General features: G+C 33.7%; 19 protein-coding genes. 3 read left to right on the forward strand and 16 right to left on the reverse strand.

What is annotated here, in order from left to right:
* Positions 1-4 precede the first annotated feature (4 nt).
* Positions 5-484 carry a hypothetical protein gene (locus FLP_RS08930; protein WP_065449183.1) on the reverse strand — a complete coding sequence of 160 codons (480 nt, stop codon included), beginning with the start codon at positions 482-484 and terminating at the stop codon, positions 5-7.
* 47 nt (positions 485-531) lie between these two features.
* Complete coding sequence (locus FLP_RS08935) at positions 532-915, reverse strand: hypothetical protein (RefSeq protein ID WP_065449184.1); 384 nt, start codon at positions 913-915, stop codon at positions 532-534.
* A 49-nt stretch (positions 916-964) separates the two neighbouring features.
* On the opposite strand from FLP_RS08935, the gene FLP_RS08940 reads away from it, so the two are divergent.
* Together FLP_RS08940 and FLP_RS08945 are read left to right on the forward strand one after the other, a co-directional pair.
* Positions 965-1465 carry a DUF456 domain-containing protein gene (locus FLP_RS08940; RefSeq protein WP_065449185.1) on the forward strand — a complete coding sequence of 167 codons (501 nt, stop codon included), beginning with the start codon at positions 965-967 and terminating at the stop codon, positions 1463-1465.
* Positions 1466-1736: 271 nt separating this feature from the next.
* A complete protein-coding gene (locus tag FLP_RS08945; protein ID WP_065449186.1) occupies positions 1737-2339 on the forward strand; it encodes a DUF937 domain-containing protein in 603 nt (200 codons plus the stop codon).
* 66 nt (positions 2340-2405) lie between these two features.
* On the opposite strand, the gene FLP_RS08950 is transcribed toward FLP_RS08945, so the two are convergent.
* The 6 genes from FLP_RS08950 to FLP_RS08970 form a co-directional block, all read right to left on the reverse strand.
* Positions 2406-3314 carry a pseudouridine synthase gene (locus tag FLP_RS08950; RefSeq protein ID WP_065449187.1) on the reverse strand — a complete coding sequence of 303 codons (909 nt, stop codon included), beginning with the start codon at positions 3312-3314 and terminating at the stop codon, positions 2406-2408.
* 434 nt (positions 3315-3748) lie between these two features.
* Complete coding sequence (locus FLP_RS08955; RefSeq protein WP_065449188.1) at positions 3749-4705, reverse strand: geranylgeranylglycerol-phosphate geranylgeranyltransferase; 957 nt, start codon at positions 4703-4705, stop codon at positions 3749-3751.
* Positions 4706-4770: 65 nt separating this feature from the next.
* Positions 4771-5361: a DUF502 domain-containing protein gene (locus tag FLP_RS08960; protein WP_065449189.1), complete on the reverse strand. Its 591-nt coding sequence runs from the start codon at positions 5359-5361 to the stop codon at positions 4771-4773.
* A gap of 76 nt (positions 5362-5437) precedes the next feature.
* The gene (locus tag FLP_RS08965; protein WP_065449190.1) at positions 5438-6376 is read right to left on the reverse strand and encodes a mevalonate kinase family protein; all 939 of its coding nucleotides are present in this window, start codon (positions 6374-6376) and stop codon (positions 5438-5440) included.
* A gap of 2 nt (positions 6377-6378) precedes the next feature.
* Positions 6379-6528, reverse strand: a complete 150-nt coding sequence (locus tag FLP_RS25455) for a hypothetical protein (RefSeq protein ID WP_165606660.1) — start codon at positions 6526-6528, stop codon at positions 6379-6381.
* Positions 6529-6558: 30 nt separating this feature from the next.
* Entirely contained in the window at positions 6559-7647 is a 1089-nt protein-coding gene (locus FLP_RS08970; protein ID WP_065449191.1) for a diphosphomevalonate decarboxylase, read from the reverse strand.
* Positions 7648-7791: 144 nt separating this feature from the next.
* Between FLP_RS08970 and FLP_RS08975 the strand changes: the two genes are divergently transcribed.
* Complete coding sequence (locus FLP_RS08975) at positions 7792-8274, forward strand: TspO/MBR family protein (protein ID WP_065449192.1); 483 nt, start codon at positions 7792-7794, stop codon at positions 8272-8274.
* Between the two features lie 9 nt (positions 8275-8283).
* Here FLP_RS08975 and FLP_RS08980 read toward each other — a convergent pair whose 3' ends face one another.
* The 8 genes from FLP_RS08980 to FLP_RS09015 all read right to left on the reverse strand — a co-directional run bounded on the left by FLP_RS08980 (position 8284) and on the right by FLP_RS09015 (position 19055).
* Positions 8284-9033: a hypothetical protein gene (locus FLP_RS08980; RefSeq protein ID WP_065449193.1), complete on the reverse strand. Its 750-nt coding sequence runs from the start codon at positions 9031-9033 to the stop codon at positions 8284-8286.
* Positions 9034-9056: 23 nt separating this feature from the next.
* The gene (locus tag FLP_RS08985) at positions 9057-9788 is read right to left on the reverse strand and encodes a hypothetical protein (protein ID WP_065449194.1); all 732 of its coding nucleotides are present in this window, start codon (positions 9786-9788) and stop codon (positions 9057-9059) included.
* 161 nt (positions 9789-9949) lie between these two features.
* Positions 9950-10597 (reverse strand): HAD family hydrolase, encoded by a 648-nt coding sequence (locus FLP_RS08990; protein ID WP_065449195.1) that lies wholly within the window; start codon positions 10595-10597, stop codon positions 9950-9952.
* Positions 10598-10601: 4 nt separating this feature from the next.
* A complete protein-coding gene (locus FLP_RS08995; protein WP_065449196.1) occupies positions 10602-11810 on the reverse strand; it encodes a BaiN/RdsA family NAD(P)/FAD-dependent oxidoreductase in 1209 nt (402 codons plus the stop codon).
* Between the two features lie 152 nt (positions 11811-11962).
* The gene (locus tag FLP_RS09000) at positions 11963-12640 is read right to left on the reverse strand and encodes a glycerophosphodiester phosphodiesterase (protein WP_065449197.1); all 678 of its coding nucleotides are present in this window, start codon (positions 12638-12640) and stop codon (positions 11963-11965) included.
* Between the two features lie 362 nt (positions 12641-13002).
* On the reverse strand, positions 13003-14592 hold the full coding sequence (locus tag FLP_RS09005) for an alpha-amylase family glycosyl hydrolase (protein WP_065449198.1): 1590 nt from the start codon (positions 14590-14592) through the stop codon (positions 13003-13005).
* A 360-nt stretch (positions 14593-14952) separates the two neighbouring features.
* Positions 14953-16830 carry a glycoside hydrolase family 13 protein gene (locus FLP_RS09010; RefSeq protein ID WP_065449199.1) on the reverse strand — a complete coding sequence of 626 codons (1878 nt, stop codon included), beginning with the start codon at positions 16828-16830 and terminating at the stop codon, positions 14953-14955.
* Positions 16831-16940: 110 nt separating this feature from the next.
* A complete protein-coding gene (locus tag FLP_RS09015) occupies positions 16941-19055 on the reverse strand; it encodes a glycoside hydrolase family 97 protein (protein ID WP_065449200.1) in 2115 nt (704 codons plus the stop codon).
* Between the last annotated feature and the right edge of the window lie 11 nt (positions 19056-19066).

The raw sequence follows: 19066 nt of genomic DNA on the forward strand, positions 1-19066 counted from the left end.
ATAATTATTCTTTTTCTTTAAGAATAACAGGCAAAATAAATTGTGTTTTTACCGGAAGTCCCCGCTTTAAGGCGGGATTTATTTTGGGAAAATCCACTAAACGAGCGTGTAGAATACTATCAATTTTGATCGTGTCATAAGCAACCGAATCTTTAGGAAATTGCGGCTCGAATTTCATGGTCGAGTTAGGGAAAACCGTTACTTTTACCTGAATGGTATCGAGTTCTGGATATAATATAGAAAGCGTATCAATATCTAGTTTTTGCTGAATAAGCTGCGCCATTACCTGAAAAAAGCATTGCTGGCGTTGTTTTTTGTCGGCGATTTTTTCGCAATTTGCTACCGATGGATATTCGTCGACTTCTTTCCAGTTGATTGATTTTAATTCTTTTTGAAGTAACTCTTTTTCAGACGGAACCTGCTTGTCAATATACTGGCAAGAATTGAAAGATAAGACGACTAAAAAAAGGAAAAACTGCTTCAAGATTATGATGTTGAATTGAATGAACAAATTAGAGTATAAAAATACGATTATTTTTTTTGAGAAGCTTTGTATTGCAGATAATCTTCATAGCTTTCTGAAAGCCATTTTTCTTTATTTTGTGCTGCAACTTGTTTTTGGTCAGGATATAAAGAAGATAAACGGTCTGAAAAAGTGGCAATTTGAACCGTGTAATAATAAAATTCTTTTCTGCTCAAAATAATATTTTCATCATTTTTACGACTAAAGTATTCAAAGAAAAGTGCATCAAATTCTTTCATAGAAAAATTGAGAACTTTTTTCTTATTACTTTTATAAATGCTATCCTGAAGTAATTGATCGTCGACAGGAAGTTTTTTAACTTGCGCGCAGGTAGTCTCGCTGATTAAAATAATCAAAAAAATAAATAATACGATTTGTACAAGTCTTTGCATTTACTGGCTTTGCTAAAAAGTTTGTAGGTGCAAAATTACAAAAAAATATATGGATTTACTATTGTTATTACTTGGTTTTATATGCATGATAGTGGGTATTTTTGGCAGTTTCCTGCCGGTTTTGCCAGGCTTATCGAGCTGTTGGGTGGGCCTTTTATTGTTGTATATGACAAAAGCGGTCGAGAATAATTACTGGATTTTGGGTATTACACTTGTTATCACAATAATAATTACGGTGCTGGATTATGTCATTCCGGCAAAAGGAACCAAAAAATTTGGAGGAAGTTCGTACGGAATTTGGGGCACCAATATTGGGTTAATTGTTGGTATTCTCGCTCCAATACCTTTTGGTGTTATTATAGGTCCTTTTGTTGGGGCTTTTGTTGGTGAAATAATTTATGATTCTAAAAATCACAAACGGGCACTAAAAGCAGCTACTGGCTCATTACTGGGTTTTTTGGCCTCTAGTTTTATCAATTTTATGTTTTGTATTATTTTTCTAGGTATATTTTTGAGTGTGACATGGGAATATCGAAACTTTTTATTTTAATTATATAACATTTGTTTGGCTTTTTTCTTATTTTTTTAGTTTTTATACAAAATTTACAAAAAAATAATTCAACTTTGATTTGATTACGAAAGGGTTATGTTTATTGACTCGAGCAGTTTTTTTTGTTAAACAACTGTTAATCATTCGCTCTGGTTTTTAACTTATTTTTTGGAAATGTTAAAATATTTTATATTTTTATCCTGATAAACGATAAAAAGCCTCACTTTATCGGTTATTTTGAATAGATTTAAATAATTTAAACCATTTAAGTATGACTCCAAACCTACAAATTGAACTTAGACGTTTTATTTCTTCTAATGTTGTTTCAAAGTTGAACAAGTTTTATTTTGAAAATGATGCACTTTTAATAAAGGGAATTGATGTTTCGATAGGTACAGTTTTAATGGGGTTGTATAATAGGGCCGAGGAATCGGGTTTTTGCAAAGAAATTGTTTCGCAAATTCAGGAAGATTCGACCTTTTATCAGGAAGTCGATTTTACATCCGGTCGAATTTTATCAGTAGATGATTGTTACCGGTTAGAAGGAAATGCTTTACTGAAAGAAATCTTCACCAATAAAAAAGGAAGAATTTCTGAAATGATCTCCAACGAAGTCGGAATCAAAAGCGAAACAGCCAGAGAGATTCTAAACTTTTCAGCCTTATTAGTTGCCTCTTATCTTAAAAACAATATTCAATTGTTAGACAGTCTAAAATTACTTCTGGACGATCAAAAAAGAGATATCTTAAACAGTATTCCTCCCGGAATCAAAATTATCCTTGGTTTCTCCTGTTACGAATCAGTCGAAGAAAAAAACCAATCCATCGGAAGATCCATTTTTACCCTTTTCGGACACAACTTTTTCAGTTTCTAGCATAAAAAAATCCCATCTTACAAAGTAAAACAGGATTTTATATTTAAATCAATTTTTGATTCGTTCTTAAACGTTTTTCAAATTGATAATTTCTTGGTCTGTCAAAAAACGCCAGTTACCTCTTGGTAAATTCTTTTTGGTCAAACCGGCAAAAGATACACGATCTATACGTAAAACATCATAATCAAAGTGTTCGAATATAGCGCGAACCACTTTTACATTTGATGAACGCAGCTTAAGACCCACTTCGCTTTTTGCTTCTTTCTCAATATAACTTACTTCTTCAACAAACACTCTGTGTCCGTCAAGAACCAAACCTTTGCTTATTTTTTCTAAATCCTCAAATTTCAGGTTTTTATCTAGTGAAACCTGATAAATTTTTGATGATTTCTGACTCGGTAAAGTAAATTTACGAATCATATCCGTATCATTAGTAAACAACAACAAACCAGTTGTATTCTTGTCCATTCTGCCAATCGGAGCAATTTTTGCCGTTGTAGAACCACGCACAAGTTCCAGAACGTTACGGTATTCCTGACCTTCGTCAAGAGCAGTTGTAAAGTTTTTAGGTTTGTTCAACAAGATGTATTCTTTCTTTTCAGGAGTCAAAACAACACCATCAAAATTAATAACATCATTCAATTTTACTAAATAACCCATTTCAGTAACCGGTACGCCATTTACTTTTACGTTTCCGGACTGAATGTATATATCAGCATCACGACGCGAACAAACACCAGAATTAGAGATGTATTTGTTCAAACGAATTTCGTCTGCAGCTTTTTGTCTTTTTGGAGCCTGATTCTGTTTTTTGATTTTTTCAGCCTTTTCTTCTTCGGCAGCCTTAACAGCAGGTTTCACTTTTTTTGGCCCTTGGGCGCGCTTCGCCATAGGAGGTTTTGGCTTGTTAGAGTTTGGTCTAGAGCTATTTGGCCTAGAACCACCTCTTTTATTATTGCCTTCCTTATTGTTCATAAATTCTGTAATTTGTGCAAAGATAGTTTATTCTTGCTAAATAATCCTAAGTTCATTGTTCTTAGATTAATAGCTATTATTTTTTAGGGTTGCAGGAGCAGTACAATTGGCTTTTTTTCAGGCATGTTGTCCCGCTTTTCGTTTCAATCTTTTATTTTTTTAAAGGAAAAAAATAAAAAGATTTCCACTGCAAACGAAGTTCACTGAACTCCTATGAAAATAAATGTTAAGTGAAGTAATCGGGGCTATTTTCAGACAATTCACTTTTTTTAGACAGGCTTTACCACAGAGATGCACAAAGGTTTCACAAAGGTTCACGGAGTTTTTTAAGCTTTGCGCAACTCTGTGAAACCTTTGTGTATCTCTGTGATAATTATTTCAAACAAAAAATCAGTGTAAAACGGTCAAATCCGTACAACCTGTGGGCTATCACTTTAAGGATGTAAAAGCAGGTTCTTTCCGTGCCATAAAACGCTAGGATTAATCAAAACGATACAGCAAACGCCAGAAACAATCAGGAATTTCAATACATTATGCAAAAGCAAAAACTGTCCTTTAGAATTCGATTTCCATAAATAAATCAGGAAAAATAATAAAACAGCAAAACATACATAAAAGTAAATATCCATATAGCCCACATCGTAAATGTTGATTAGGATATATACCGGAATCACGGTTAGAAATGTTAGCACTGTAATAATTTGTTTAGAAACCGTTTCGTTATAAATGATCGGAATGGTTCTGTAGTTGTTGACCAAATCACCTTTTATATTTTCAAGATCTTTTATCATTTCTCGAATCAGTAATAATAAAAATAAGAAAACTGCATGTGCTGAAATCACCATAAAATGGCTCATATGATCTTCTATTTCTTCAAACGAAACCTTATTATAAAAATACAAAAGAATGGCAAAAAAAGGCAGAACAGCCAAAAATGCCGCTGTCAAATTACCAACAATTGGGTATTTCTTTATTTTATGAGAGTAAAACCAAATCAGGAAAATATAAGCCGAAAAGAACAAGAAAGCACGCCAGGAAACAATCAAAGCCATCAGAGCCGCAATAAAATTAAGCGTAAAATAAACCGAAAGCTTAGTCTTCTGACTCACCAATCGATCCAGCATCGATTTATTGGGTCTGTTGATTAAATCCTTCTGACTGTCGTAAAAGTTATTGATAATATATCCTGAAGCAATGGTAATGGCAGAGGCAAAAACAATCAAGAATAAGTTGAAATCCAATAAAATGTCAAGTGCTCTTTTCTCGGGAGCCAATATAAAAATAGCAGATAAATATTGTGCTAAAACAATAATCGGAATGTTATAGCCTCTCACTACTGAGAACAAACTAACAATTTTCATTACTAAAAGTTTATGCTGTCTGCTTAACATTTTTTAAAGTTAGTTTTGGGGTTTAATTTGAAGTTTGTTGTAAAAAGTGAAGTTTGGTGCAGCTTTTAAAGTTTGTCTTTTAATAATGCTGCAGAACCTAAGCCTAATTTTCGAATGCAAGCTAAGGCTTCTTTTTGAGATATTCCAACTTCTGTGATGTCTTTTTTATTTACAAAACAAACAGATCCAGTCCAGGGACTTGGTGCATCGGGAACAAACACGGTAAAATTACTTTCATTTATTTGCTCTATTAAAAAAGCAAATTGCAATCCGGCATCTGTAGGAACTAAGACAACTTTTAAATTTTCATTAGATTCAAAACCCATAATATTTTCATTCGTTTTCTTCATGAATGAATAACCTGGAATAAAACTTAAAATACCGTTTTCTAATCTTTCAATTAGTTTCTTTGCATAAGCAGTTCTGGCAACTAAACCAGCACTAATACAAATGATGAATATAATTAAAATGGCAATAATTTCCTCAATTGCCAATCCTAAAATTTTAACTTTCGGGAAATGACTTATAATTGGAAGTGTGATTTTCTGGATGATATGATATCCTTTTTCCAAAATTACTAATAATAGTACTAATGGTGCCAAAAACAGAATCCCGCCTAAAAAAGTTGTTTTGATAATCTTTAAAATGCTTTTCATATTAAATAACTTTTAGGGTGATGATTTCTAGAAAAGGATATTCAATAAGCCGGATTTTTTTTAAAGAAGTTTAAATTTAGAATTGGTAAACAACTTCTAATTTATAATCTTTTAAAGATGCTTTAGCACGTTCTAAGTCTTCAGTAAAACCAAGAATATAACCGCCTCCGCCAGAACCGCAAAGTTTTAAATAGTAATCGTTTGTGTCGATTCCGTTTTGCCAGATTCCGTGAAATTGTTCCGGAATCATTGGTTTAAAGTTGTTTAAAACGACTTTTGACAGCTTTTTAGTATTGGTAAACAACGATTTCATGTCGCCATGTAAAAAGTTTTCTACGCAGGCATCAGTATATTTTACAAATTGGTTTTTAAGCATCGTACGGAAACCTTTATCTTTCAGATTTTCCATAAAGATGTTCACCATAGGAGCCGTTTCGCCTACAATTCCAGAATCTAATAAAAACACAGCGCCTTTTCCGTCAAAACTCTGAGTCGGAATACCAGTTGCTTCAATATTATCTTTAGAATTAATTAAAATCGGAATACTCAAATAACTGTTTAAAGGATCTAAACCAGAACTTTTTCCGTGGAAAAAACTCTCCATTTGAGCAAAAATATTTTTTAGTTGTAACAGTTTTTCACGAGTTAAATTCTCTAAAACTGTTATTTTGTGTGTAGCATATTTATCGTAAATAGCAGCAACGAGAGCACCACTGCTACCAACGCCGTATCCTTGCGGAATACTTGAGTCAAAATACATTCCGGTCTCGACATCATTTTTTAAACTAACCAAATCAAAAGCTACCAATTCCGGTTGTTCTGTTTGTAAAGTTTCAAGATAAGTTGCAAAACGTTGTAAACTTGCGTTTGATGCGATTGCTTCAGTCGAAGGATCTTCGATTTTTTTCAATGCACCATTGTAAAAATTATAAGGAATAGAAAGTCCTTTAGAGTCGCGGATGATTCCGTATTCTCCAAAGAGTAATATTTTTGAGTAAAATAATGGTCCTTTCATGTTTATTTTATGTCTTTCTTTATTTTATTTGGAGTAGAAGATTTTTTATTTAATCCCTTCTCAAGAATCTCTCGAACTTTTCTTATGATTATAGGATTGTTACATTCCATAATCAATTTCATTACTTTGATTTTTTCTGCTTTGATGCCCATCAATCAAATTTTAATTAAAGATACGTAAAATTATAATGCAATTGCACCTTCTCCAATTTGGTCGCAAATGTACTGACGATTCTGACAAAATACAACTAATTCGTCCTTAATAAATTGTAATACTTTCTCGCTAACGTTTTCGGGATAAAGGACATGTACATTTGCACCGGCATCAAGAGTAAAACAAACCGGAATTTGGGTTTCATTTCTAAATTTCCAAATCGCATTTATGATCTGCAAAGTATTTGGTTTCATCAAAATAAAATACGGCATCGATGTCATCATCATAGCATGCAAAGTCAAAGCTTCACTTTCGACCACTTTAATAAATTCGTCTAAATTTCCACTTTCAAAAATGGCAATTAGCTGATCCAGATTTTCATGTGCCTGAGCAAAACGTCTTTCGGCATAAGGATGATTGTGCATTAAATCATGTCCTACAGTACTTGAAACTTGTTTTTCGCCTTTGTCAACCAATAAAATAGTATCCTGATAATTCTTAAAATTCTCATGAATTGTATACGGAAATTCAACTCCGTATAAATCAGAACTTCCTTCAATATTCGCCTGATTTCCCCATGCAACAACATTTCCTTTTACACTTCTGCAAGCGCTTCCGGAACCTAAACGGGCTAAAAAAGAAGCTTTCTGATAAAAATATTCATCCGTCATTTCCGGATTCAGTACTTTTTCTAAACTCATAAAATTCATTGCCAAAGCTGCCATTCCAGATGCCGAAGAAGCAATTCCCGAACTGTGCGGAAATGTGTTTTGTGTATCAATCGTAAAATGATAGTCTTTCAAAAAAGGCAGATAAACCTCAATTCTTTCTAAAAACTTCTGAATTTTAGGTTTGAAATCTTCTTTTGGTTGTCCTTCAAAAAGTAAATCGAAAGAAAAAGTATCATTTGTCGAAGTGCTTTTCTTCTCAAATCCCACTTTAGTAATCGTCTTGCAATTATTAAGCGTAAAACTTACCGAAGGATTCGCCGGAATTTGATTCTCTTTTTTCCCCCAATATTTTACTAATGCAATATTGCTGGGAGCGCTCCATTCAAAATTTCCGTTTTCGATCGTCGAAGTATATTTTTTAGGAATAAAATCAGTTGCTGTAACCATGAAATATAAAATTTTGGCAAAGATAGTTTTTAAATATTTTTACCATATAAGTTATATAAGAAATTATAAGTTTGGCTTTGATTAAAATGAACTTATATGGTTTAAACTTTCTTTTTAACTATTTTTGACTAAAATTTGAATAGAATGAAATTAAACAAGATCACCAAAATCTTCGTAGCACTAATAATTTGTTTAATGGTTGGGTATTCTGCAAGCATAGTGACCAGGCCAAGTGTTGAAACGTGGTACCCAACGATTATAAAGCCAAGTTTTAATCCGCCCAATTGGATTTTTATGCCGGTTTGGACGTTGCTTTATATTTTAATGGCGGTTGCAGCAGGATTGGTTTGGGATAAAATAAAGGAACAAAACCAGGAAGTAAAAGTTGCCTTAGGTTTCTTTTTGATTCAACTGACATTGAATGCTATTTGGTCGTATATATTTTTCGGGTTAAAAAATCCCATGTTGGCTTTAATCGAAATTGCACTTTTATGGCTGATGATTTATGAAACTTATTTAAAGTTTACAAAAATCAACAAGACTGCGGGTTATTTACTGATTCCCTATATGGCTTGGGTTGCTTTTGCCGGGATTTTAAATGCTAGTATTTGGTGGTTGAATAAATAGAGGTTTATTTTAATTTTTAGATTCTGCTTTTACTTTCTTGAACATTTCATTTTTAGCGTACAAAAAATCCATTGTAGTCAATACATTATTGTTTTCTATTAGGTGTTTAGATCTTGGGTCGGCATCGCAGAAATCAATAAAAAGATCTTTTTCTTCGGGTTTTAATTTTAAATCGTTAGTAAAGAAAGAGGAAGGAATAGAGGCCGCTACGAGTTTCTTAAAGCTACTATCCTCAGTTTTTTTCTTGAGTTCTTCTTTCTTATCATTTTTAAATAGATTAAAAACTCCTTTTCCCATTCGGGAAAAGTCCATTCCATTTGGAATAGTTCCGTCGTAAACACCCGTGTATTTTTGTAAAGAAGCGGCATCTTTTTCGAATTTTACTTTATCCAAATCTTGTTGGGAAATTTTAAATGGCTCAAGTTTCATGTTGGTTACTATAACTTCATCTAATTCTTCAGGTCTTGGAATCATGTTGACAATAATATTATTTTTATCAATGTTGTCCTGGGATATTTTTAATCTTGTAAAAAAGTGATTTTTATGAAAGAAAAGTAAACTATCCTTAGGTCTAACCAAAATTGAAAAGTCTCCTAAATAATCGGTTGTTGTACTGGTTTTGGCTGTTTTATTAATAACTTCTACTTTTTTGAGAGGGAAATTATTAGATAATACCTTTCCCTGAATTAATTTTTCTGTTTGAGAAATAGAAAGCTGGTACGTTAAAAAAGAAATTATAGTGAGCAATTTTACTTTCATTAGATGTTTTTTTTCAATCTTTTTTAATTTTTAAGTTCCGTTTTCAGTTTCTGGAATTCTATGTTTTTTGCATATAAAAAATCCATTGTTGTTAGGATATTGTTGTGCTCTAAAATCATTTTCGATTTAGGATCAGCATCGCATAATTCTATAAATAATGCTTTTTCTTCTGGTTTCAGTTTTAAATCTTTAGTAAAAAAATCTTCCGGAATTGAAGCTGCTAATTTTTTAAAATCAACTTTAGAAACTTTCTTTTTGGGTGTATCTTTTTCTTTTTTAAATAAATCAGCAATAAAGCCGCCTACTGCAATAAAATTCATACCATTTACAATACTTCCGTCGTAAACTCCAGTATATTTATGCAAAGAAGCAGAAGGGAAAACAGTAGAACCTACACCCGCAGCACCAACATGAGGAAATTTGATATTTGTAATTAAAACTTCTTCTAATTCTTCGGGTTTTAAAATCATATTTACTACAAGATCATTTTTATTGAGGTCTGTTTGCGTAAGTTTTATTCTTTTGAAGAAATAATCTTTCGAGAAAAATATCAAACTGTCTTTAGCATTAACTAAAATGGAGAATTCTCCCAATTCATTAGTGGTGGTACTTGTTTTAGACGTTTTATTGATTACTTCTACATTTTTAAGTGCAACCGTTTCAGATAAAACTTTGCCCTTTAATAATTTTTCTGTTTGAGAAATAGAAAACTGATAGGTTAAAAAAGAAATTGTAGTGAGTAATTTTGCTTTCATCTAGTGGTATTTAGCTGAACGTAAAATTATTAGAATTGTCTTAACGAAAACTTATCGAATCTGTAAATTCTTGTTAATTCGGATTTTTATAGTTTGCAGTCGCAGTCTCAGTTTTCAGTCTCAATCTCATTATGAAAACTGTAACTGAGACCAAATACTTTTTATAGAATTTCAATTAATTCTGAAGCATTGTTGATCACTACTTTTGCTCCGCTTGCTTTCAATTCTTCTTCTGTTCTGTAACCCCAGGAAACCCCAACAGGAAACATATTGGCATTTTGGGCAGTCTGCATATCAATATCAGAATCTCCAACAAAAAGAATTTCTTCGGGTTTAAAATTCCATTTTCTGCTTATTTCTAAAGCTTCAAAGGGATTTGGTTTTTTAAGTTCTTCAGTACTCAAACCAATTGCAGCTTCAAAATAATCCGGAAATATTTCTGCCGCGATTTTCTTGGTAAGTTCATCGGCTTTGTTTGAAAATATAGCTAGTTTAATGTTTCTAGAAACTAACTGATCTAGTAATTCAAGAATGCCGTCGTAAGGTTTTGTTTTAATTGTGCAAACTTCGCGATATTCATTAATCATACAATCAAAGCATATTTCAATTTGTTCATCAGAATTGTTAGTGGCTGGTAACGCTTTGCTGACCAAATTTCGCAAACCGCTTCCTATAAAATATTGATAAGTTTCGTAAGTATGAGTGGGATAATTTAGACCTGTAAGCACAGTATTCATGGCATCAGAAATGTCTTCTAATGAGTTTACTAATGTTCCGTCTAAATCAAAAATAATTCCTTTAAATTTCATTGTATTATATATTATTGGCTAAAATAAATCCGCTTGTCCAGGCATTTTGGAAATTGAAACCTCCCGTAATGGCATCGATATTGACGATTTCTCCGGCAAAATAAAGGTTTTGATGCAATTTGCTTTCCATGGTTTTGAAATTGATTTCTTTTAAATCTATTCCGCCTGCAGTTACGAATTCTTCTTTGAAAGTGCTTTTTCCGTTTACTTTAAATTCGGCTTTTGTTAGTTGAGAAACTAAATTCTGCAATTGAATTTTAGATAAATCAGCCCATTTTGTTTCCGCTTCAATTCCTGACGCTAAAACCAGACTTTCCCACAAACGATTCGGGAAGTCGAAAGGAGATTTTTTCGAAACGGCTTTTTTGGCGTGTTCCTGTTTTAAGTCTTTCAGGATTTTCTCAGCATCTTCAGGATCAACATCATTTAACCAATTTACATAAATCGTAAACTGATAATTTTTATCGAATAAAGTACGAGCGCCCCAAGCCGAAAGTTTTAAAATCGCAGGCCCGCTCATTCCCCAATGCGTGATCAGCAAAGGTCCGGTTGATTCGAGTTTGGTATCTTTTACGTTTACGGTAACTTGTGCCGCAACGCCTGGTAATTCTTTTATTCTTGAGTCTTTAATATTAAAAGTAAATAGGGAAGGGACAGGACTTACAATGGCGTGACCTTGTGTTTGAAGCATTTCCCAAATTTTAGGATTACTTCCTGTCGCCAGAACTAGTTTTTCTGTAGCGTAATTTTCGTCCTGCGTATCAATTTTCCAGTGATTTTCAGCTTTAAAAATCGATTGTACACTTTGACCCGTTAATACTTTAATACCTAATTTTCCGGTAGCTTCTAAGAAACAATCTATTATGGTTTGAGAAGAATTCGAAACTGGAAACATTCTCCCGTCATCTTCAATTTTAAGTTCTACTCCATGTTTTTCGAACCATTCGATGGTATCTCCTGAACAAAACTGATGAAAAGGTCCACGAAGTTCTTTTTCGCCACGCGGATAAAATTTAACCAGTTCATTCGGTTCAAAACAAGCGTGTGTTACATTGCATCTTCCACCCCCGGAAACACGAACTTTAGAGAGTACTTCTTTCCCTCTTTCTAAAATGGCAATTTTAAGTTTTGGATTTTTCTCTGCAATGTTAATCGCTGTAAAAAATCCTGCAGCGCCTCCGCCAACAATGATTATGTCGAAATTTTTGATCATATTTTATTTTTTTGCCACTTTTTTTTGCCACGAATTGCACGAATTCGCACAAATTTTAAATCTTGTGGTTTTTCTTTTTTGCCACAGATTTTACAGATTAAAAGGATTGGAAAATCTGTGAAAATCTGTGAAATCTGTGGCTATTCTTTTAATTATAATCTATCTGGAAAATCACTGATGATTCCGTCTACATTATAGCTTTTTATTCTTTGAATGTCTTCTTCTTTGTCAACTGTCCAGGGTAAAACAAGAAAACCTTTTTCTTGTATTTGTTTTACGTTTTCAGCATTCAATAACTGATAATCGGGATTAATGGCTTCTGCTTGTATTAATTCGGCGAAAGCCACAGCTTTATCTATATCTTCTTCTGTTAAAACTCCAATTGCAATATTTGAATTTAGATTTGATGTTTCTTGTAGCATATTCCATTCAAAACTTGAAACGATGAAATGACCGTAATTCCAGTTTTTATCAGCAATATATTTTTCGATTAATGTAACAACTTTACTCGCAGTTCCTAAACCTTTTAGCTCAATATTGATGAGGCATTTTTTGTTTACCAAATCAAATACTTCGTTTAAAGTTGGTATTTGATATTTTTCATCAATTAAAAACGTCTTCAATTCAGCTAAAGAAAAATTGTTTACTAAACCTTTGCCGTTGGCTGTTCTGTCGATGGTTTCATCGTGAATGACTATTAGATATCCGTCAGAACTAAGGTGAACATCGAGTTCGATTCCGTCAGCATTTAAGTCTAATGCTTTTTGAAAAGACTTTAGCGTATTCTCAGGTTCGTATCCTTTGGCACCGCGATGAGCTATTTTTAGCATGTATGGAGAGTTTAACCGTTTAACCGCAAAGGTCGCAAAGTTTTACGCAAAGGTCGTAAGGATTAGATAAAAAGTTAGCCACAGATTAAAATGATTTTTTGTTTCACGCAGATTTTGCAGATAGAGCAGATTTTTTCAGAATATATTTACAAATAATCTTTAGATATAGATTTTTTAATCTGCATTATCTCCAAAATCTGCGGGAGAAAGATTTTTACAAGCTTAATCACAGCAGTAAGAATTAGAAAAAAAAGTTAGCCACAGATTAAAAAGACTAGCGCAGATTTTTAAAATCATTTTAATCGTTTTAATCTGTGGCTAAAACCTTGCGACCTTTGCGAATGTCTTAGCGTTCGTTGCGGTTAAGCAAGTTCCAATAAAACAAGTCCAAATTCAGAATGTACAAATGCTTTTCCGTCCTGAACTTCTGTTTCTTCACCAGAAAAAGCATCTCTTAATTTTGTTCCATCCTGAAAAATAGATGCTACGGGAAGTTCTTTTAGACCAACGCCAAGATCTAAACCAATTACAACCTGATCGGTATAATTTCCATTTGTATAACTTCTGGAGAAAATATATGGTTTTGCTGAAATCATGTTGTGGATTCCTGCGCCAACTGCAGGATGATTTCTTCGAAATTGCCCTAGTTTCTGCCAATGCCAGAGTATTCTTTGTGTTTCAGGATTGTTTTGAATATCATCCCAGTTCATGAAAGATCGTAAAGTAGCATCGCCTTGTGTACCTTCTATAATTAGAGCACGACCAGATTCGTCACCATAATACACCTGAGACATTCCGGGAGAAAGCAATAATTTGGTTCCGGATTCGAAAGTTCGGTTACGATGCGCATCAAAAGGATCGGGATCATCGTGCGACGATACATAATTAAGAACGCTATATTCTTTTAATTCATTTTGAAGTTTGTCTGAATATTTAGAGAATATTGCTTCATAATCGTTTTGAGCATCGAGTTTAAACTCAAAATTGATCATGCTGTTAAAACCATGTTGAAAATAATTTACTTTTCGATCACCAAAATCATAATCTTGTCCGCCGCTGATTTCATAACCGTAAACTTCTGCAATAGTATAAAATGGGGTTTGATCTAAAACCTGTAAAGGATGGTGTTTTTTCCAGGTTTCAAAAGCATAGTCACATTCTTTTTTAAAATCGACCCAAACAATTTCTTCAGTATGTTTTACAGTATCACACCTGTAACCGTCAATTCCAAATTCCAGAATATAATCTGTTAACCATTTTATGATGTAATATTTGGGCGTTCTGGGATAGCCGGTTCTTCTGAAAAATTCATTGATTGAAGCAATTTCTTTTTCATAGCGGCCTTCCTTGTTCCATTTTTCGATTAAAAAAAAGGGTATTGGTACTTCCTGATCACTTTCGGTTCTCACATCCGGCAGATTATCTACTAAGGTACACATTGTAGTATTTTCGAATGATTTGTAATCACAAACAACTCCGGTTCTTACCCAGTCTTCAGGCCACATAGGATCTTCGGGAGTCACAGGTCCGGTATGATTGATAACACCGTCAAGCATGATTCTGATGCCTTTTTCATGTGCTTTTTTGACTAAATTGGCAAGATCTTCTTTTGTGCCAAAGTTAGGATCTAAAGAGGTCCAGTCCCTTGCCCAATAGCCGTGATAGCCATAACTAAGTCCGGTTCCTTCATCAACACCATCGTGAATTTGCTCTACAATCGGCGTCAGCCAAATAACATTTATTCCTAATTGATTAAAGTAACCTTCGTCTATTTTTTTGATAATTCCGATTAGGTCTCCGCCTTCAAAACCGCGTAATTTTCCGGGAGTTTTGGTTCGGTTAAAGTTTAAATCGTTTGAAGTATCTCCGTTATAAAAACGATCTGTAAGTAAAAAGTAAACATTTGCTCCTTCCCAAACGAAAGGAACTTTCAAAGTATTGTCATTATCCATTGCAACTGATTTAAGTCAGAATATTAAAGATAAAAAAAGGAAAGTTTATTTTCTTAATTATCTCAAATTTAACATGCATTTGTAATTTGTAGAAAAAGAAATTAGCCACGAATTCACGAATTATTATTTTATAGTGTTGTGAATCCTGTGTGTAATTTTTTTAACACATAGAAACATAGATTTTTATTCTTTCGATTTAGATCAAAATAAATGACAGATCATTTAAACATAGCTATTAGTAAAAAAAACGCCACGAATTCACGAATTTTATTAAACAATAATTCGTGAATTCGTGGCGGAAAATACTTTGCGGGAGACACACAGCAGTGCGTCTCTACGATATACGTTGTATTAAAAAAATTATTCCAATTCTAAAACAATAGCTGATTTTGGTTCTAAACTAATTTCAGAAGCTAAATCGAATGTTTTTCCCGTCAAAACATCTTTACCTGATTTAAAGTTTTTGATGTTTTCTTTAAAACGATTTGTTTTGATGGTTTGTGCTGTAGCGTTGTTATTGAAAACTACCATTACGGTTTTAGCATCAGTATATCTAAAATAAACATAATTATTGTTTTCCGGAATATAATGTGTCATTTTTCCGAAGTGAACCGCTTCATTCGATTTTCTCCAGTTGAATAATTTTGAAGTGAAATCGAAATATTTTGCCTGTTCAGGAGTTCTTCCTGCTGCGGTTAGCGCATTGTTTTTATCGCCAGCCCATCCACCAGGAAAGTCCTGACGAATGTCAGCGTCGCCGCCTTTTCCTTTGTCGCCGCCCATTCCAATTTCTGAACCGTAATACAATTGCGGAATTCCTCGAACGGTTGCTAATAAAGTCATGACCAATTTGTATTTCGTAAAATCGTATTTATACGTATGATTAATACGGTCTGTGTCGTGATTTTCGGCAAAAACTAAAAGGCTGTTCGTATTTGGATATAAGTAGTCTAAAGCAAAATTATTATAGAATTTAATCATTCCGTTATCCCATGTTGCTTCACTTTCGTTAAAAGCAGAACCAATTTGATCTTGTAGAGTAAAATCCATTACACTTGGTAAATTCGAATTGTAATTTTCAATCGCGCCAATTTTGCTGTCTTTTTGCCAATACGCCAAATTTGCCTGATTGTGCATCCAGATTTCTCCAACGATATTAAAATTTGGATATTCTGTTGTAATAGCTTTTGCCCAATTTGCCATTGCAGTAGCGTCAGAATAATTGTAAGTGTCCACTCTAAATCCGTCAAGATTGGCAAATTCTATCCACCAGATTGCGTTTTGCGTTAAGTATTTTGCTACCAAAGGATTTCTTAAATTCAAATCCGGCATTGAAGGTACAAACCAGCCATCAACACAAACTTCCTGATCTACTTTTGAAGCGTGAATGTCTGTAATCACTTCACGACGGTGGTGCGTTTGAGTGTAGTTTTCGAATTGATTGATCCAGGATTTTGTTGGTAAATCCTGAATCATCCAATGCGTGATTCCCCAGTGATTGGTAACATAATCCATAACCAGTTTCATATTCTTTTTATGCATTTCTGCAGATAAACGAGCGTAATCATCGTTTGTTCCGTAACGGGGATCGATTTTGTAAACATCAGATTGTCCGTAAGTATGATACGAATGCTGTTTGTCGTTGTCTTCGCATAAAGGCGTGCTCCAGATTGTAGTTGCACCAAGAGACGAAATATAATCTAAGTTTTTGATGATTCCTTCGATATCTCCACCGTGACGTCCGCTTGGATCTTGACGATTTCCTTTTTCTGTTAAAGCAGCATTACTGTCGTTTTTCGGATTTCCGTTAGCAAAACGATCCGGCATGATTAAGTAAATCATATCCGATGCATCGTAACTTTTTCTGTCTGCAGAGTTTGCTCTTCTTTCTTTAAGCGAATATTTCTGCGTAAAAGCAACTTTGTTTTTTGTTTTGAAAGAGAAAACCAATTCTGAAGCTTTTAAGTTTTGCGTATCAATGGTTACGAAAAGATAATTCGGGTTTTCTGTTTTTTCTACGTTTTTAATCTTGACATTGTTTGAAACCGAAGCTTCATATTGTGCAATATTTTTTCCGTAGAACATGATCTGTAGTTCGGGATTTTTCATTCCTGCGTACCAAAATGGCGGCTCTACTTTCTGGATTTGCGCTTTCGCGGAAGCAGAAAACAATAAAACAAATAAGATTATTGTATAGAATGAATGGTTGAGGTTTAGTGTTGTTTTTTGGATATTCATAGTAAAGAAGAATTTAAACCATATAAAAAATGTAAGAATACTTAAGAAAAAAAACTGAGAGATTTTAATTTTAAATGAACTTACATTTCTTATAGGATTAATTAAATTATTTATTTGGTTTCGATAATGCTAATAGCATAACCTCCGCCTGGAGCAGATAACTGCGATAATTTTGATTTGTTTGTTATGGCAATTTTCTTGATAGTATAAGCTTGCGGATTTGTTTTGTAATGCGCATCTTTTGCATCAGCATAAATTGTAGCGGTATATTTTTTACCTTTTTCAAGGAAACTGAAATCGATGTTTGATGTACGAGGAGTTTCTCCGTTTACATTACCAACAAACCAGTTGTTTGTTCCTTTTGCTTTACGGGCAACAGTGATAAAATCGCCTGGTTCAGCCTCAATATATTTACTTTCTGACCAGTCTACAGCTACATCTTTAATAAATTGGAATGCATCCGGAAAACGGTTATAATTCTCTGGAGTATCCGCAGCCATTTGTAACGGACTGTACATGGTAACGTATAAAGCCAATTGATTTGCAATGGTGCTGTTTACATGAGACTTGTTATCAGGATTCATTTTGCTGATATCCATTTCGAAGATTCCAGGAGTATAATCCATTGGACCTCCAATTAATCTTGTAAATGGTAAAACTGTTACGTGATTTGGTTTAGAACCTCCAAAAGCTTGATATTCTGTACCTCTTGCTGCTTCATTTCCAATTAAATTCGGGTATGTTCTTGCAATTCCGGTTGGACGAACTGCCTCGTGAGCATTTACCATAATTTTATAGTCAGCTGCTTTTTCGATTGCATATTGGTAATGGTTTACAATCCACTGATTGTAATGGTTTTCACCACGAGGTAAAATATCTCCAACATAACCGCTTTTTACAGCATCATATCCGTTGTCATTCATGAATTTATAAGCAGCATCCATGTGACGCTCGTAGTTACGAACAGAACCTGAAGTTTCGTGGTGCATGATCATTTTTACACCTTTAGATTTTGCATATTCGTGCAAACCTTTTACGTCAAAATCAGGATAAGGTGTTACAAAATCAAAAACATAATCTTTTGAGTGTCCAAACCAGTCTTCCCAGCCTTCGTTCCATCCTTCAACCAAAACAGCATCGAAACCATTTGCAGCAGCAAAATCAATGTATTTTTTTACGTTAGCATTGTTTGCTCCGTGCGTTCCGTTTGGTTTTGCTTTAGAGAAATCTGTAACTCCTAACTGAACTGTTGGGTAATCATTTGTATACGACCAAGAACTTTTTCCTGTAATCATTTCCCACCAAACACCAATGTATTTTACAGGTTTAATCCAAGAAGTATTTTCAATTTTTGATGGATCGTTTAAGTTATACGTCATTTTTGAAGCCAGGATTTCTCTTGCATCATCGCTAACCATAATTGTTCTCCAAGGCGAATGATTTGGGGCTTGCATATGACCTTTGTCTCCTTTTGCATCCGGTGTTAACCAAGAAGTAAAAGTCATGTTTTTGTCATCAAGATTCAGGTGCATACACGAATAGTTGATCAAAGCAGCTTCGTGCAAGTTGATGTAGATTCCGTCATTCGTTTTCAACATCAAAGAAGTCTGAACTCCTGTTGGAGAAAAGTTTTTTTGCGATACGTTTGCGGTATATGCTTTTTCAGATAATCCTCTAATTTCAGATAATTTCGATTTTGTATAATCGTATTCCTGAGTATCATAATCTCCAGGAATCCAGAAAGCAGTATGATCTCCAGTCATGGCAAATTGAGATCTTTCTTCTTTAATAATAAAATAAGTCAGATTTTTTTGTGCCGGGAATTCATATCTAAATCCTAAACCATCATCAAATAAACGGAAACGAATTACGATTTGTCTGTCTGTTCCTTTTTGATTTAAAGTAACAGCCAATTCATTATAATGATTTCTAATATGATCTACTTCTCCCCAAACCGGTTTCCAGGTTTCATCAAAAGTGGAAGTTTTAGTATCAACAACAGTAAAATCGTTCAATAAAGATTTCTTGTCATCTTTAAGTTCAATACCCAATTTACTGGTTTTTACAACTTCCTTATTTTTGTATTTTAAATTGTACGTTGGAGTTCCGTCGTTTTGAAGAGAAAATTCCATTACGAACTTGCCTTCGGGTGATTTTAATTGTTGTGCCTCTGCAATCGAGCTAAAAGCAAACAAGATTAAACTTGCGAAAAATAAGTTTTTCATGTTTTTTAGTT

Source organism: Flavobacterium piscis (assembly GCF_001686925.1).
GTDB lineage: Bacteria > Bacteroidota > Bacteroidia > Flavobacteriales > Flavobacteriaceae > Flavobacterium > Flavobacterium piscis.

Bases quoted from the DNA above. Each gene is read 5' to 3' on its own strand.
- FLP_RS08935 (WP_065449184.1), bottom strand. From the start codon at position 915: ATGCAAAGACTTGTACAAATCGTATTATTTATTTTTTTGATTATTTTA.
- FLP_RS08940 (WP_065449185.1), top strand. From the start codon at position 965: ATGGATTTACTATTGTTATTACTTGGTTTTATATGCATGATAGTGGGT.
- FLP_RS08945 (WP_065449186.1), top strand. From the start codon at position 1,737: ATGACTCCAAACCTACAAATTGAACTTAGACGTTTTATTTCTTCTAAT.
- FLP_RS08950 (WP_065449187.1), bottom strand. From the start codon at position 3,314: ATGAACAATAAGGAAGGCAATAATAAAAGAGGTGGTTCTAGGCCAAAT.
- FLP_RS08955 (WP_065449188.1), bottom strand. From the start codon at position 4,705: ATGTTAAGCAGACAGCATAAACTTTTAGTAATGAAAATTGTTAGTTTG.
- FLP_RS08960 (WP_065449189.1), bottom strand. From the start codon at position 5,361: ATGAAAAGCATTTTAAAGATTATCAAAACAACTTTTTTAGGCGGGATT.
- FLP_RS08965 (WP_065449190.1), bottom strand. From the start codon at position 6,376: ATGAAAGGACCATTATTTTACTCAAAAATATTACTCTTTGGAGAATAC.
- FLP_RS25455 (WP_165606660.1), bottom strand. From the start codon at position 6,528: ATGGGCATCAAAGCAGAAAAAATCAAAGTAATGAAATTGATTATGGAA.
- FLP_RS08970 (WP_065449191.1), bottom strand. From the start codon at position 7,647: ATGGTTACAGCAACTGATTTTATTCCTAAAAAATATACTTCGACGATC.
- FLP_RS08975 (WP_065449192.1), top strand. From the start codon at position 7,792: ATGAAATTAAACAAGATCACCAAAATCTTCGTAGCACTAATAATTTGT.
- FLP_RS08980 (WP_065449193.1), bottom strand. From the start codon at position 9,033: ATGAAAGTAAAATTGCTCACTATAATTTCTTTTTTAACGTACCAGCTT.
- FLP_RS08985 (WP_065449194.1), bottom strand. From the start codon at position 9,788: ATGAAAGCAAAATTACTCACTACAATTTCTTTTTTAACCTATCAGTTT.
- FLP_RS08990 (WP_065449195.1), bottom strand. From the start codon at position 10,597: ATGAAATTTAAAGGAATTATTTTTGATTTAGACGGAACATTAGTAAAC.
- FLP_RS08995 (WP_065449196.1), bottom strand. From the start codon at position 11,810: ATGATCAAAAATTTCGACATAATCATTGTTGGCGGAGGCGCTGCAGGA.
- FLP_RS09000 (WP_065449197.1), bottom strand. From the start codon at position 12,640: ATGCTAAAAATAGCTCATCGCGGTGCCAAAGGATACGAACCTGAGAAT.
- FLP_RS09005 (WP_065449198.1), bottom strand. From the start codon at position 14,592: ATGGATAATGACAATACTTTGAAAGTTCCTTTCGTTTGGGAAGGAGCA.
- FLP_RS09010 (WP_065449199.1), bottom strand. From the start codon at position 16,830: ATGAATATCCAAAAAACAACACTAAACCTCAACCATTCATTCTATACA.
- FLP_RS09015 (WP_065449200.1), bottom strand. From the start codon at position 19,055: ATGAAAAACTTATTTTTCGCAAGTTTAATCTTGTTTGCTTTTAGCTCG.